This is a genomic window from Flagellimonas sp. 389, assembly GCF_018449435.1.
GTDB lineage: Bacteria > Bacteroidota > Bacteroidia > Flavobacteriales > Flavobacteriaceae > Flagellimonas.
This window is the reverse complement of record NZ_JAHCMU010000008.1, coordinates 23567-37237: the sequence shown is the minus strand read 5'-3', so window position 1 is coordinate 37237 and position 13671 is coordinate 23567. Positions and strand designations below refer to the sequence as shown.

At 37.3% G+C, this 13671-nt stretch carries 17 protein-coding genes; 7 read left to right on the top strand and 10 right to left on the bottom strand.

Annotated elements, in window-relative coordinates; genetic code table 11:
* Positions 1 to 19 precede the first annotated feature (19 nt).
* From KIM67_RS08370 to KIM67_RS08355, 4 genes are read right to left on the bottom strand one after another with little or no spacing between them, the layout of a single operon-like run.
* Entirely contained in the window at positions 20 to 385 is a 366-nt protein-coding gene (locus tag KIM67_RS08370; RefSeq protein WP_213830890.1) for a hypothetical protein, read from the bottom strand.
* Positions 386 to 396: 11 nt separating this feature from the next.
* A complete protein-coding gene (locus tag KIM67_RS08365; protein WP_213830889.1) occupies positions 397 to 1365 on the bottom strand; it encodes a sodium-dependent bicarbonate transport family permease in 969 nt (322 codons plus the stop codon).
* An 8-nt stretch (positions 1366 to 1373) separates the two neighbouring features.
* Entirely contained in the window at positions 1374 to 1667 is a 294-nt protein-coding gene (locus KIM67_RS08360; protein WP_213830888.1) for a hypothetical protein, read from the bottom strand.
* 19 nt (positions 1668 to 1686) lie between these two features.
* Complete coding sequence (locus KIM67_RS08355) at positions 1687 to 1926, bottom strand: hypothetical protein (RefSeq protein ID WP_163417547.1); 240 nt, start codon at positions 1924 to 1926, stop codon at positions 1687 to 1689.
* A gap of 80 nt (positions 1927 to 2006) precedes the next feature.
* On the opposite strand from KIM67_RS08355, the gene KIM67_RS08350 reads away from it, so the two are divergent.
* Positions 2007 to 2930 carry a LysR family transcriptional regulator gene (locus KIM67_RS08350; protein WP_213830887.1) on the top strand — a complete coding sequence of 308 codons (924 nt, stop codon included), beginning with the start codon at positions 2007 to 2009 and terminating at the stop codon, positions 2928 to 2930.
* 18 nt (positions 2931 to 2948) lie between these two features.
* Here the strand turns inward: KIM67_RS08350 and KIM67_RS08345 are convergent, their stop codons facing one another.
* The 5 genes from KIM67_RS08345 to KIM67_RS08325 form a co-directional block, all read right to left on the bottom strand.
* Positions 2949 to 3302 (bottom strand): hypothetical protein, encoded by a 354-nt coding sequence (locus KIM67_RS08345; protein ID WP_213830886.1) that lies wholly within the window; start codon positions 3300 to 3302, stop codon positions 2949 to 2951.
* Entirely contained in the window at positions 3265 to 4701 is a 1437-nt protein-coding gene (locus KIM67_RS08340) for an NADP-dependent isocitrate dehydrogenase (protein WP_213830885.1), read from the bottom strand. Before KIM67_RS08340 ends, KIM67_RS08345 begins: the two co-directional genes overlap by 38 nt.
* 136 nt (positions 4702 to 4837) lie before the next feature.
* On the bottom strand, positions 4838 to 5152 hold the full coding sequence (locus KIM67_RS08335; RefSeq protein WP_213830884.1) for a hypothetical protein: 315 nt from the start codon (positions 5150 to 5152) through the stop codon (positions 4838 to 4840).
* An 85-nt stretch (positions 5153 to 5237) separates the two neighbouring features.
* Entirely contained in the window at positions 5238 to 5630 is a 393-nt protein-coding gene (locus KIM67_RS08330; protein ID WP_213830883.1) for a hypothetical protein, read from the bottom strand.
* A gap of 12 nt (positions 5631 to 5642) precedes the next feature.
* Positions 5643 to 6014 carry a hypothetical protein gene (locus tag KIM67_RS08325; RefSeq protein ID WP_213830882.1) on the bottom strand — a complete coding sequence of 124 codons (372 nt, stop codon included), beginning with the start codon at positions 6012 to 6014 and terminating at the stop codon, positions 5643 to 5645.
* 144 nt (positions 6015 to 6158) lie between these two features.
* Between KIM67_RS08325 and KIM67_RS08320 the strand changes: the two genes are divergently transcribed.
* From KIM67_RS08320 to KIM67_RS08295, 6 genes are all read left to right on the top strand, one after another.
* Entirely contained in the window at positions 6159 to 6845 is a 687-nt protein-coding gene (locus tag KIM67_RS08320) for a TetR/AcrR family transcriptional regulator (RefSeq protein ID WP_213830881.1), read from the top strand.
* Positions 6838 to 8505, top strand: a complete 1668-nt coding sequence (locus KIM67_RS08315) for a peptidase domain-containing ABC transporter (RefSeq protein ID WP_213830880.1) — start codon at positions 6838 to 6840, stop codon at positions 8503 to 8505. The genes KIM67_RS08320 and KIM67_RS08315 overlap by 8 nt, the downstream gene beginning before the upstream one ends.
* Positions 8506 to 8511: 6 nt before the next feature.
* Positions 8512 to 9864 (top strand): HlyD family secretion protein, encoded by a 1353-nt coding sequence (locus tag KIM67_RS08310; RefSeq protein ID WP_213830879.1) that lies wholly within the window; start codon positions 8512 to 8514, stop codon positions 9862 to 9864.
* A complete protein-coding gene (locus KIM67_RS08305; RefSeq protein WP_213830878.1) occupies positions 9848 to 11263 on the top strand; it encodes a TolC family protein in 1416 nt (471 codons plus the stop codon). Before KIM67_RS08310 ends, KIM67_RS08305 begins: the two co-directional genes overlap by 17 nt.
* Positions 11264 to 11315: 52 nt before the next feature.
* Positions 11316 to 12173: a YitT family protein gene (locus KIM67_RS08300; protein WP_213830877.1), complete on the top strand. Its 858-nt coding sequence runs from the start codon at positions 11316 to 11318 to the stop codon at positions 12171 to 12173.
* A 118-nt stretch (positions 12174 to 12291) separates the two neighbouring features.
* Positions 12292 to 12924: a thioredoxin family protein gene (locus tag KIM67_RS08295; RefSeq protein ID WP_213830876.1), complete on the top strand. Its 633-nt coding sequence runs from the start codon at positions 12292 to 12294 to the stop codon at positions 12922 to 12924.
* Here KIM67_RS08295 and KIM67_RS08290 read toward each other — a convergent pair.
* On the bottom strand, positions 12907 to 13626 hold the full coding sequence (locus KIM67_RS08290) for a hypothetical protein (RefSeq protein ID WP_213830875.1): 720 nt from the start codon (positions 13624 to 13626) through the stop codon (positions 12907 to 12909). The two genes, KIM67_RS08295 and KIM67_RS08290, sit on opposite strands and share 18 nt — an antisense overlap.
* Positions 13627 to 13671 lie beyond the last annotated feature (45 nt).

Here is a 13671-nt window from a genome sequence, read left to right as displayed (position 1 = left end):
CTTTTCTTTCAGCACTAAACTATAGTGGGATAAGCTCTTTGGAAATAATGGCATCGTCAATGGCTGCGTATAGTCTACTCTGCCCTCTAAAGAAGTCATTCTTATCTTTTCGTTCTAGGATTACCTTCTCTTTTTTATTGGAGAGTTCCAATATTCCAATGATGACCACCAGTTGGCTCATTATTTTGTGAACAGGTATTCTAGAAGCTATTTCTGAAGTTTCACCGTTGACGGAATCATGTATGTACAAGTACGATTTGTTTACGGGATTTCCAATCTTAAAAAGTTCACCAAGTTTAACCTTGTAGTTTTTATGGTAAGATTTGGAAGATGTTTCATTAAAACCGGTATCGGGAAAAATAGCAGGACGTTCTTTCTTCTTCATTCATCATTGTTTTAAGATTGAAAACTTTGGATAATGAACAAATAGAGGGGCATTCCCAATGTAATGTTGAAAGGAAATGTAAAAGCCAAAGCCATAGGGACATAAAGACTTGGATTTGCTTTTGGTGCCGCTATGCGCATGGCGGCGGGTACTGCAATATAAGACGCACTGGCAGCTAAAATGGCAAATAGAAAACGGTTACCGACACTTTCTGTGATAAACTGACTGAACCAAGCAACCAAACAACCATTAATCACGGGCAAACCAATAGAGAATACCAAAGCAAACCAGCCTTTCTTAATGAAATCGTTCAATTTCTTCCCACTGGTGATTCCCATATCCAATAGGAAAACTGCTAGGAAACCTTTAAAGATATCTGTGGTAAAAGGTTTAATTCCTTCCGCCTGATGCTCATTCGCCAAAAAACCAATGGCCAAACTTCCCAGAATTAATATAACGCTACCGTTGGTAACGGAATGGTGCAATACCTTTTTAAAGTTACTACCTTTCTTGTTACCTTTTTTAAAGAAGGCCATTAATAATACTCCAATGATTATGGAAGGCGCTTCCATGAGAGCCATAACTGCAACCATATGCCCACCAAACTCAATGTTTTCAATTTCCAAAAACGAAATTGCGGTTACAAAGGTCACTGCACTCACAGAACCATATGCCGCTGCGATTGCACCGGAGTTTTCAACACTAAATTTTCTTCTGAGTATAAAATAAGCGAATACAGGTACCGAGATGGCCAAAAAGATACCAAATAGCAACGACCATATAATTTCCATACTAAAGTCGCTATGGGAAAGTTCAAGTCCTCCCTTAAAGCCTATTGCAAATAGTAGGTATAACGATATAAATTTTGATGAGTTTTGAGGAATTTCTAAATCACTTTTTAGTTGAACTGCAACTATGCCAAGAAAGAAAAATAATAAGGCAGGATTGGTTAGGTTATCAATTAGAAGGTGTAAATCCATTAACTTTTTTATTCTTCCAGGGATATTTTGAGAATACCATCAATTCGAAGTCTTTTTCCCTCGTTTCTCAAACTATTGATGAATTCCTTTGCGATTACTTTCTCTTTTTCCAATTCTAGGATTCTCTCATCTGGATACTTGGTATTGGCATCTCTGTCTCCTTCGCACCACGATATACGCTGAAGCTTGTGAAAGTTTATTTTTTCGTCTATTAGGGCAGTAATTACATCGCATGCCTCTGATGGGGTAAAACTGCCATCTACCAATTGTATTTTTTGCTTTGTTTCGATTGTAGTTTCCATTTTGAAAATTTTTAAAGTTTTAATATTTTTTTGTTTGTCTTTTTCCAATCATATTGATTGACAATAAGCCGAATATGATAGACATTGAAATACTTAACCAGCCAAAGAAAAGAAAGTCGTTTAAGGCGGAAAGGATTAAAATTCCGCCAAAAAGAAACCCCATTAAAGCGTAGTATATAGGATAATATTTTTCCTCTTCGCTAAGTTTGGTTCTTTTAGCCTCAATTTTTTGAACTAGAGATGTTGATTTACCGAACATATTTTATTTTGGTGCGAAGTTCAATGATATTTATCATATATTTTTATTTATATTTATTATAATTTGCATAAAACAATTTTATGAATTATACATTGCACCAACTTCGAATATTTTCTAAAATAGCTGATAAACAAAGTATTACAAAGGCCTCTGAAGAACTTCATCTAACACAGCCTGCAGTTTCCATCCAATTAAAGAATTTTCAGAACCAGTTTCCAATTCCTTTGACCGAAGTGGTTGGAAGACAGCTTTTTGTTACGGATTTTGGAAAAGAAATAGCATTGGCGGCCAAACGGATTCTTAATGAGGTGGATAGCATAAACTACAAATTGCTCACATTTAAAGGTGAGTTGGCGGGGAAACTAAAAATATCGGTAGTCTCTACGGGAAAGTATGTCATGCCTTATTTTCTTTCTGGATTTATGCGCGACAACTCGGGGGTTGACTTGAGCATGGATGTTACGAACAAAACACAAGTTGTGGAAAGTTTGGAAGAGAACCTAGTCGATTTTGCTTTGGTGAGTGTTTTACCCGATCATTTGAATTTGGAAAAGATAAGCTTGATGCGAAACGTGCTGTATCTCGTGGGAAATCCAAAATATTTTGAAAAAGTCAAATTAAGTAAGAGCGCATTCTCAAAAGACACACCTTTAATTTTAAGGGAAAAAGGCTCGGCTACCCGTGCAGCAATGGAAAATTATTTGCTCGAAAAGAGCATAACCATAGCCAAGAAAATAGAGTTGACCTCTAATGAAGCTGTAAAGCAAGCAGTCATAGCTGGTCTGGGTTGCTCTATTATGCCTTTAATTGGGCTTAAAAATGAATTGAGCAATGGTGAAATAAAAATAATACCGTTAAAAAACCTCCCCATCACTACAATGTGGAACTTAGTTTGGTTAAAGAATAAAAAGCTATCACCGGTTGCCTTGGCATTATTGGATTATCTAAAAAATCAAAAACAAGAAGTTATTGATACCAACTTCGAGTGGTTTAATCAATATTAAATAGAAAATATAAGGGTGCTATTTTATCTTGATATTAAGAATGCTCCGTATTTCCAGTGTTTGACCTTTGTTTCTTGCTTGTACTACAAGTTCTGTAACTTTCTGTTTTGCAGCTTTAAGGTCTTCTATTCTTTTTTGCGATTTCTCCGGGTCACTGTTTTGGGTTTCTTTTAGGTTTAACAGTTGGACCGTATGAAACTTGATTTTATAGTTGAGCAGGGAAAGGAGCACTTCGGCAGATTCAGCAGGGTCAAATTCACCCTCTACCAAACGCACATTATACGTTCGGCATTCATCTTCGTTAGAAATGCTCTTTTTCTGCAATAATTTACTTTTACTGCCCTTGAGCCATTGAAAAAGCTTGCTTTCCATTAAAAAAGTAAAGATTTTCTGTTTTTATAACATCAATATCATGTGTGATTGCCCTACTTAACAGCTCAACAACTTCTGAGTTTTTGATAGAACCTTCGCCGGTTATGGCAAAACGACATCTCCAGTGGTCCGTACAGAATGTTTCCTCGAATCCGTTTGGCCAGACTTTCACCCCTCTATTTGTAATGACTTGTAGCTTTAATTTGTCATTTTCCATTTTTTGAAGCTGTGCTGCAATTTCATCAGGGTTTGTCCCCGACCAGTGAGCGAAAATATCAACTCCTTTCAATTCTTTTGAAACAGGTTCTTTTCTAACAGTACTGGGCAGATTAAGTGGGCCTGTTTGTTCGTAAGAAACACTTTTCAAGGTTTTAGGTTTCTCACCTAAATTGGCAATTACCGCAGCGGCAAATTCTTTGGTGCCGACTTTTTCTTTACTGGTTTTCTCGTCAAAAATATCGTAGGTATGCGTGCCATCTTCCATTGTTTTCAACCATGCGTTTTCAACCTTTTCCGCAATATCGTTTTGTCCTAAGTGATTCAGCATCATAATGGCACCTCGCAACAGTCCAGATGGATTGGCCAAGTTTTGTCCTGCTCTACGTGGTGCCGAACCATGGATAGCTTCGAACATGGCACAACTTTCTCCAATATTGGCAGATCCTGCAAGTCCAACTGAGCCTGTAATCTGTGCAGCTACATCAGATAGTACATCTCCATATAGGTTAGGCATTACGATTACATCGAATATTTCTGGTGTATCCGCCAATTTCGCAGCACCTATGTCTATAATCCAATGTTCGTTGATTATTTCTGGGTAATCCGCGGCAATTTCATCAAACACTTGATGAAAAAGTCCATCGGTTTGTTTCATGATGTTGTCCTTGGTAAAGCAGGTAACTTTTTTTCTGTTATATTTTTTGGCATATTCAAAAGCGTAGCGCACTATTTTTTCACAGCCCGGTCTACTAATCAATTTAAGGCATTGAACGACTTCATCGGTTTGCTGATGCTCTATTCCAGCATAAAGGTCTTCTTCATTTTCCCTAATAATTACGACATCCATTTCTGGGTGTTTAGTCTTTACAAATGGATGTATACTACGGCATGGTCTTACATTGGAATAAAGTCCAAGAGATTTTCTGGTGGTTACGTTCAAACTTTTATAACCTCCGCCTTGTGGAGTGGTTATCGGAGCTTTTAGAAAGACCTTGTTCTTTCTTATGATGTCCCAAGATTCTTTGGATATCCCAGAAGTGTTTCCCTTTAGATATGCATTTTCACCTACTTCTATCTCATCCATTTCTAATTGTGCACCTGCTGCTTTCAGAATTTGTAACGTGGCTTCCATTATTTCTGGGCCAATTCCGTCACCTTTTGCGATGGTAATTCTATTCATTTGTTAAATTGTTTTTGGCAAAAATGCGAATATGTTATTATATAATTTTATTTATATTAATTATGAAAAACATTAATTGTTTTTATGTTTACAAAATAATATGCTTTTTTAAACTACGGATAGGGACTTTTATCGTTTAAACTTTTTCAGTACGTACCCTTAGGGTGTCACCTTGGAGTTCATCCATATAAATGATGGGCATAGCGTAGATAAGTGGTGGGTGTTCAGTAAACTTTTTTTGAATCCTTTGGTTTATTTTAGTGAATAACAAAGCTTTTGTTGTGCCCATAACCAGTATTTGCTCAAAACTCTCTTTTTTATTGTCGTTTAATTGTTTGTATACTAATTTATTTGACACAATGGCATGGAGAACCAACTTCTCTTCGAGCAAAAAATCAACTATTGCTGTAGCTTGTTCAGGGGAGTAGCAGACAATATGCAGTAAAACCATACGATAAAGAAATAATCAGCGAATACGTAAAAGGAACGGAACAGCTCCTTACGCATTTAAGCCATATCCAAGTTTTAATATAGCGCTACTTGGTCATTGATTTCTTGTTTCCTCTTTCCCGTATTTGAATTTCACCGCTTGCAACAGCCGAATTCAGGTCTGCGGTCAATGTTTTGTAGACCCTAAAAAACTTTTTCCCGTTCGCTTTTTTAAAGGTGATTATAGGGTTTTCATCATTGGATATTTTGGTGACGGTCACCACGGAACTTTTTAAGGTTTTCATATCTGGCACACCACCACGCTTAATGATAAAGTTTTTTCTGGGGACATTAATGTGTTGATAGGATGAAGCTGAAGGTGTATCAATAAGGAGTTCATCCCCAACCTTTACCAAGTCGGAATAGTCCTCTTGCTGTTGTGCCATTAAACTGTACGCTGATAGTACTAAGGCAATTAAAAATAGGATAGGCTTCTTCATGTTTACATAGATTTAAGGTTGATTTATATTTTTCATATTATTTTTTACCAATACGGCTTTTAGTGTAGGTGTATAGCCATAAAAATCTTTTCCATCTTCCCTGCGCATTACTACCTGGGTACTCCCATCTGGCATAACATTCATCTGGTCAATGACAACAACATTTCCGTGAAAGTTCATAGTAAAACCAAAACCAGACGATGAACTCAGTGAGTTGTTCATCACCACTACATCAGAATAAGGTATTTCCAAAAGCAATCCTTTTTCCAAGTCCCCTCTACTTTCTGTAAAGTGTTTAAAAGAAATATGATGGGATCGGTCTTGTGCCATCAGTTGAAAACTTAAAAAAATAGTACAGATAATAAAGAGTAGTTGTGTTTTCATAGCTTTTGCTTTTAAGATAGAACGTATTAAATATAGTGAATATCTACTTTTAAAAAGTATTGCTACTGTTAATAAGTAGTTAAACTATTATAATTCAATAGTATTACTGTTATATTTGCTTTCAAAATTTAATGTTTTGTATACATGGAAAGATTAATGCAATCAATACGGATAGACATAAATAATAAGATTTATGTAAAAGACCCCGAATCTTCTAATCTAGGCAAAAGAATAATTGAGCAAAGCATTTTAATGATAGATGAGATGGGCTTTGAAAGTTTCACTTTTAGAAAGCTTGGAGAGCGTATCAAATCAAACGAAAGCTCTATCTACCGTTATTTCGAGAATAAACACAAGCTGCTACTTTATTTGACCTCTTGGTATTGGGGGTGGTTGGAATATAAAATGGTTTTTGCTACAAATGGTATTGCAGACAAAAAGGAAAAACTACGTGCTGCAATAGAAATTTTAACCCAGACCGTTGAGGAAGATATATCGTTTTCACATATTAACGAAATTTTATTAAGTAAGATAGTGATTAATGAATATTCAAAATCTTATCTTACAAAAGAAGTTGACCAAGAGAATAAAGAAGGCTATTTTATCATATACAAAAGGTTGGTAAACCGTCTATACGAAATGATTGTAGCTATGGACAATGATTATCCTTATCCATCTAGTTTGGCCAGTACAATACTGGAAGGATGTCTTCACCAATATTTTCTCAAGGAACATTTTCCTATGTTGACCGACTGTAACCAAACAACTACTCCAACACAATACTTTACAGACTTGGTCTTTAGGACCTTAAAACCAAAAAATAATGCCTAAAACTATTCTTACGGCTTGGCAGCGTTTGATCAACATGCTAAAATTGGATAAGAAGGATGTACTACAAGTTTTTTATTACGCCGTTTTTGCCGGCTTGGTAAATCTTTCATTGCCTTTGGGCATACAAGCAATAATTAATCTCATTCAAGGAGCGCAAGTAAGCACATCGTGGGTGATTTTGGTCATCTTGGTGACTTTGGGAGTTGCTTTTGTAGGTATTCTTCAATTAATGCAGATACGTATCATTGAAAATGTTCAGCAAAAAATATTTACTCGTGCCTCATTTGAATTTGCATACAGGTTTCCAAAAATCAAAATGAGCGAACTTCGAAACTATTATCCGCCAGAATTGGCCAACCGTTTTTTCGATACACTTACAGTGCAAAAGGGACTATCCAAAATTTTGATAGATTTTCCTGCAGCACTGCTACAGATAATATTTGGATTATTATTACTGTCCTTCTATCATCCCTTCTTTATTATTTACGGTTTGCTGTTGCTGTTGCTCATTTATGTGGTTTTTAAATTTACGGCGCAACGAGGTCTTGAGACCAGTTTAGATGAATCCAAGAATAAATATAAAGTGGCCCATTGGATTCAAGAGGTGGCAAGGTCTATCATCAGTTTTAAGTTGTCTGGAGGGACATCCCATGCCATTGATAAGAATGATACCCTGGTAGCTAACTATTTGGATGCACGCGAGAGCCACTTTAAAATCTTGGTGCTTCAGTTTATTCAGATGATAGGTTTTAAGGTTTTAGTGACCGCGGGACTTTTATTGATTGGGGGATTGTTGGTCTTGAACCAAGAAATGAATATTGGACAATTTGTTGCTGCCGAGATTATTATTCTATTGGTTATAAGTTCTGTTGAAAAAATGATATTGGGTTTAGAGACTTTTTACGATTTGCTGACTTCTTTGGAAAAGCTGGGGCAAGTAGTGGATAAAGAGCTTGAGCCTCAAGGAGGAGAAAAACCGTTTACCGAAAAACAAGGCTTCACAATTGAATTGGATGGTATAGGATATAACGTCCCAGATAGGGACAAGAAGATTATTGATAACGTTTCTTTGACGATAACTCCTACCTGTACAGTTTTGTTACAGGGGCCAAGCGGCTCTGGAAAGTCTACCCTATTAAGGTTGATGGCTGGTATTTTAGAACCGGATGAAGGAAAGATATTTGTAAATGATGTAGCACTACAGGGTGTGAACCTTAATTATTATCGTTCCCATCTTGGAAAATCCTTGAGCGAAGAATCCCCATTTGAAGGTACAATTCTCAACAACATTACATTTGGGAATAAAGCTATTCCACAAGAAGATGTGTATTGGGCATTGGAGAAAACAGGGTTAACGCAATTTGTAAAAGATCAACCTCAAGGGTTGAACACAGTTCTATATCCTGAAGGAAAACAGATTCCCTATACGGTTTCAAAGAAGATTGTGCTGGCACGCAGCATTGTGACAAAACCTAAGCTACTCATCCTAAAGGATCCCTTAGATCAGTTTGGAGATGATGAATCAACCGAGATAATGGACTTTTTAACAGATAGTTCCAATGGATGGGCATTGGTAATTGTAAGTAAGAATCCTAAGTGGGTAACACGCTGTGGGCGCATTATTACTATGGAAAATGGAAAATTGATTAACGAAAGATAATAAGCTATGCTAAATATCTCACCCAACAAGTTGAACGAAAAAATTGACTTAAGTAATTACAAGGCTGTTAAAAAAGTCTTTTATAGAACCCACTACAAACAGTTTAATAGGTTTTTGGCATCTTTTTTCATCATTGCTTTTATTATACTGTTCTTGCCGTGGACCCAGAATATCTCTGGCAAAGGGTTTTTGACGACATTGACACCTGACCAACGTCCTCAAACCATACAGTCACCCATTCCAGGTAGGATAGAAAAGTGGTATGTAAGAGAAGGTGATTATGTGAAAAAAGGAGATACAATACTTTTTATTTCTGAAGTGAAAAGCGAATATTTTGATCCAAATCTTATAGAGCGAACTGGGCAGCAGATTAAAGCCAAATCCATGGCCGTGACTTCATATGAGGAAAAAGTGAAGGCGTTAAATATGCAGATAGGTGCTTTGTCCAACGAAAGAGGATTGAAATTGGAACAATCAAGGAACAAACTGCTTCAGTCCAAATTAAAGGTAAAGAGCGACAGTATTGACCTTGAAGCTGCAAAAACCAATATTTCTATTGCAGAACGACAATACGATCGTGTAGTTCAATTGGAGAAAGAAGGTTTAAAAGCGATAACCGATGTTGAAGAAAAGCGTTTAAAGCTTCAGGAAACACAAGCTAAGTTGATTTCTCAGGAAAATAAATTATTGGCAAGTAAGAACGAAGTTATCAATGCACAAGTTGAGATCAGTAGGGTAAATGCAGAATATACCGATAAAATCTCCAAGGCCCAAAGTGATATGTTTACCGCGCAGTCCAATCAATTTGACTCTGAGGCCCAGGTTACGAAGTTGGAAAACTCACGTACCAATTACGAAATGCGTAATGATATGCTCCATATTAGAGCACCTCAGAGTGGTTTTATTAATAGGGCAATACAGTCCGGTATTGGTGAGACTTTTAAAGAAGGAGACAGATTGGTCGGGATTATGCCGGCCAATTATGAGATGGCCGTGGAAACATTTGTGGATCCTATAGATTTGCCTCTGTTGCATCTAGGTGAAAAAGTACGTATACAATTTGATGGTTGGCCGGCAATAGTCTTTAGTGGTTGGCCCAATGTATCATACGGGACTTACGGTGGAGTAGTTGTAGCTATAGAAACTTTTATTAGTGACAATGGTAAATACAGGATTTTGTTGGCCCCAGATGTTGATGATCAGGAATGGCCAAAAGATTTACGTGTTGGTTCTGGTGCAAATACCATGGCGCTTTTAGAAGATGTGCCCATATGGTTCGAACTCTGGAGACAGTTAAATGGCTTCCCCCCAAATTATTATCAACCTCAAAATACCATGGCCGATGCTAAAAAGAAATAAGAAGCATACCCTGTTTGGGATTCTCTTTTTTCTGTCGATTCTTTGTATTCAAGCACAGCAAGACTCCATCGTGCTTAATTTTAAGGAATATCTGGGTTATGTAAAAAAGTTCCATCCTGTTGCAAAACAGGCACAGTTGACCATACCAATAGGTCAGGCCAACCTAATGAAAGCAAGAGGTGGCTTTGATCCAAAAATAGAGGTGGATTATGAACGCAAGGATTTTAAGGATATTGAATATTGGGACAGGCTCAATACCACGTTCAAGGTTCCTACATGGTTCGGTATTGAACTAAAGGGTAATTTTGAGCAAAATCAAGGAGAATTTATCAGTTCGGATGAATCAGTTCCAGATGATGGACTCTATAGTGCTGGAGTATCCATGTCTTTGGCAGAAGGTTTTTGGATCAATGAACGAATGGCTACCCTAAAACGCGCTAAATTATTTAGGGAACAATCCAAGGCAGATCAGGACTTATTGGTCAACGAAGTTTTATATAAGGCATCTTTGGCTTATTTTGATTGGTTAAGGGCATACAAAGATGCAATGATTTTTGATGATTTTCTGGAGAATGCAGAGGTCAGATTTCAAGGGGTGAAACAGAGCGCCCTAGCTGGCGACATAGCGATAATTGATACCGTTGAAGCCAAAATTGCTGTCCAGAACCGGGCATTGGGCTTGGAACAGGCCAAGGTAAGGTTGATGAAAAAATCCTTGGAGCTATCTAATTTTTTGTGGATCAATGATGTGCCGGTAGAATTGGAGCCCGAGGTAATCCCCGATGAGAATGTTGTCAGTGAGATTGATGCAACCCTAGAAATCATGGGTAAACCCTTGGACAGCTTTACTTTGGAGAATCATCCAAAGTTAAGGTCTTTGGAATTTAAGATTGATGGCTTGGATGTGGATAGACGGTTAAAAGCCAATAAACTATTGCCCGTTTTGGATGTAGAGTATAATTTCTTAACAGAAACACCAGATCGTATCAATTCTTTCGATGTTGGTGAATATAAGGGAGGGATAACGTTTCGATTGCCCTTGTTTCTGCGAAAGGAACGCGGCGACTTAAAGTTGGCAAAATTTAAGCTACGTGATGCGCGATTTGAACGCGACAATGCATTGGTCGAAATTCAAAACAAGGTTGTGGCCATTTATCAAGAGTTGGATTCCTACACCACCCAAAACCAATTGATTGCCAATATTGTGAGGGATTATGGAACGCTGTTAAGTGCGGAAGAACGTAAATTCAGTTTTGGGGAAAGTTCTTTGTTCCTGATCAATTCAAGGGAAAGTAAGCTCATAGATGCCGCGTTGAAACAAAACGAGGTACAGAACAAGTTTTTTTATACAAAGGCAAAGCTCTTTAAGAGTTTGGCGATTAACCCAGAAACTTTATAGTTGATGTAAATAGTAGACTAAGGTATCCTGGAATTTAAACAAATACGCAATAATGAAAATAAATTCACACATAAAGGATACTTTTTTTATCATCACAGGGATTTTTTCGGCTGCGTTTGGATTGGAAAGCTTTTTATTGCCGAATCGATTTATAGATGGTGGTGCTACAGGGATTTCTTTATTGGTTACAGAAGTCACCAATTTGCCGTTGTGGGCGCTCATCATTTTGGTCAACATTCCTTTTCTAGTTTTAGGTTACAGAGTATTGGGAAGACAGTTTACCATAAAAGCGATTTTGGCAATTTTGGGATTGGCCATGGTTTTGGTATTCATTCAATTCCCCGAAGTCACTCAAGACAAATTGTTGGTAGCTGTCTTTGGCGGTTTTTTTTTAGGAGCAGGAATAGGACTTTCTATACGGGGAGGCAGTGTTTTGGACGGAACAGAGGTGTTGGCCATTTTTTTAAGCAAAAAGATGGGAGCTAAGATTGGGGATGTCATTATTTTGATAAACATTGTAATTTTCCTTGCAGCGGCTTATTTGCTTTCCATTGAAGCGGCTCTATACTCCATGCTCACCTATTTGGCAGCTTCAAAAACGTTGGATTTTGTGCTCGAAGGAATCGAAGAGTACACTGGGGTTACCATAATTTCTCCTAAAAGTGAAGAAATCAGGGTAATGGTGACCGAAAAGTTGGGTCGGGGACTAACTATTTATAAGGCAAGCGGTGGTTACGGTAAAAAAGGGGAGCACAATCAATATGATGTAATTTATACGGTAATAACACGATTAGAGATAAGAAAATTAAATATTGAGCTCAACCGTATAGATCCCAATGCTTTTGTTGTTATGAACAGTATAAATGATACTAAAGGCGGAATGGTCAAAAAAAGAATACTCAACGATTAGCATTAAGATAGCGTGTTTTCATTTTTTGGTACTGTAAGGTATTGGCATGTAATACAACCAATGATAAAAATCAGAATTTAAATAGTATTTGACAGTTAATTTTGAAAAAAAGTATACAATGGTTGTAGTTGAAAAAAATATGAAGAGCGATAAAAAAGATTTGATTCAAAGAAATATTGCCAATGGTATGGATTATAAAACTTACCGGGACTTAGTCCATGATTTGGCACAAAATGAAAGAACTACTGGCGAAAATCAATCAGAATCGCTGATTAACTACACGCAACTCAACGACCGCAGAATGAATCGTTGGGATAAAACATTGAAAATGCCTTTGGAAATTGAGGCCAAAATAGCAAACCTTACCAATAAACTTACTTTTTTGGTCATTAGCGAAAGCTGGTGTGGAGATGCATCTCCTGCTTTGCCGGTCATTAATAAAGTTGCTGAAAAAAACACCAATATTGAACTCAAAGTCGTACTAAGGGATGAGAATTTGGAGCTCATGAACGAATTCTTGACCAATGGCTCCCAGTCCATACCTAAACTCATTATATGGGATCAAGAAAAAGAAGAAGTTTTTGGGGAATGGGGTCCAAGATCAGGTATTGCAACGAAGATGGTCGAAGCCTATAAAGAAGAACATGGAAAACTTACACCGGAGTTCAAGCAAGACCTTCAGGTTTGGTACAATAAAGATAAAGGGCAAACTATATTAAACGATTTGATAGCATTACTTCCTTTGGAATAAATAGGTGATAGTTCCAATCTGTGAATTTTTGGAATCTGGGCTAAATCTAGCTTTTAATGCGTAAGCGATTGCATTATCCACCAAGCACCCGTTACTGGTCCCTGAGCTTTGGTCATTAAAATCTGCTTCGATGACATAACCAGATGCATCTACTTTAATGTTGATGACTACTTTTCCACCTTCAATACAAGTATAGATAGGTGGTGGCAGGGAATAAGCATTTCGGTCCAGTAAAGAATAGGAGATAGAGGTGCGTTTATCCTTCAAATTATTGGTGAATTCCTCTTTTTGGGCTTCACGTTCCCCTAATTTTTGTTTTTTCTCTTCCCGTTTTTTAGCTAATTCCTTTAAATGCTCGGCGTACTCACTGTCCGAACCTGAAAACTCGCTTTGATCATTGGTTAGGGCGCGCTCTTCTAAAATCTCTTCCAAGGTCTTTAAAGGCTCTGGATTGCCCACAGAAGGTTTTGCAGTTTCGTTAAAGGCCATATGACTTTTAATGGGGTCGTTGTTGGCCAACTCCTCCATTCTTTCTTCTTCCTCCCTTAACAGTTCCTCAATATCCTCATCTGCCAAACTCATTTCAATCACATACTCTTCCTCTTTGACTCCACCTAAGTGTATGTTGTAAAGCAACAACACAATAAGGGACATAGAGAAAAAAGTTATTAAAAATGATAACTGGTTTCTGTTTAGGTTCATGGTGATATTATAACCGCTTTTTTCTGAAATTATTTTATTCCAATA

Bases quoted from the DNA above. Each gene is read 5' to 3' on its own strand.
- KIM67_RS08325 (WP_213830882.1), bottom strand. From the start codon at position 6,014: ATGAAAACACAACTACTCTTTATTATCTGTACTATTTTTTTAAGTTTT.
- KIM67_RS08310 (WP_213830879.1), top strand. From the start codon at position 8,512: ATGCTAAATATCTCACCCAACAAGTTGAACGAAAAAATTGACTTAAGT.
- KIM67_RS08320 (WP_213830881.1), top strand. From the start codon at position 6,159: ATGGAAAGATTAATGCAATCAATACGGATAGACATAAATAATAAGATT.
- KIM67_RS08345 (WP_213830886.1), bottom strand. From the start codon at position 3,302: ATGGAAAGCAAGCTTTTTCAATGGCTCAAGGGCAGTAAAAGTAAATTA.
- KIM67_RS08335 (WP_213830884.1), bottom strand. From the start codon at position 5,152: ATGGTTTTACTGCATATTGTCTGCTACTCCCCTGAACAAGCTACAGCA.
- KIM67_RS08340 (WP_213830885.1), bottom strand. From the start codon at position 4,701: ATGAATAGAATTACCATCGCAAAAGGTGACGGAATTGGCCCAGAAATA.
- KIM67_RS08370 (WP_213830890.1), bottom strand. From the start codon at position 385: ATGAAGAAGAAAGAACGTCCTGCTATTTTTCCCGATACCGGTTTTAAT.
- KIM67_RS08305 (WP_213830878.1), top strand. From the start codon at position 9,848: ATGCTAAAAAGAAATAAGAAGCATACCCTGTTTGGGATTCTCTTTTTT.
- KIM67_RS08365 (WP_213830889.1), bottom strand. From the start codon at position 1,365: ATGGATTTACACCTTCTAATTGATAACCTAACCAATCCTGCCTTATTA.
- KIM67_RS08315 (WP_213830880.1), top strand. From the start codon at position 6,838: ATGCCTAAAACTATTCTTACGGCTTGGCAGCGTTTGATCAACATGCTA.
- KIM67_RS08300 (WP_213830877.1), top strand. From the start codon at position 11,316: ATGAAAATAAATTCACACATAAAGGATACTTTTTTTATCATCACAGGG.
- KIM67_RS08350 (WP_213830887.1), top strand. From the start codon at position 2,007: ATGAATTATACATTGCACCAACTTCGAATATTTTCTAAAATAGCTGAT.
- KIM67_RS08295 (WP_213830876.1), top strand. From the start codon at position 12,292: ATGGTTGTAGTTGAAAAAAATATGAAGAGCGATAAAAAAGATTTGATT.
- KIM67_RS08360 (WP_213830888.1), bottom strand. From the start codon at position 1,667: ATGGAAACTACAATCGAAACAAAGCAAAAAATACAATTGGTAGATGGC.
- KIM67_RS08330 (WP_213830883.1), bottom strand. From the start codon at position 5,630: ATGAAGAAGCCTATCCTATTTTTAATTGCCTTAGTACTATCAGCGTAC.
- KIM67_RS08290 (WP_213830875.1), bottom strand. From the start codon at position 13,626: ATGAACCTAAACAGAAACCAGTTATCATTTTTAATAACTTTTTTCTCT.
- KIM67_RS08355 (WP_163417547.1), bottom strand. From the start codon at position 1,926: ATGTTCGGTAAATCAACATCTCTAGTTCAAAAAATTGAGGCTAAAAGA.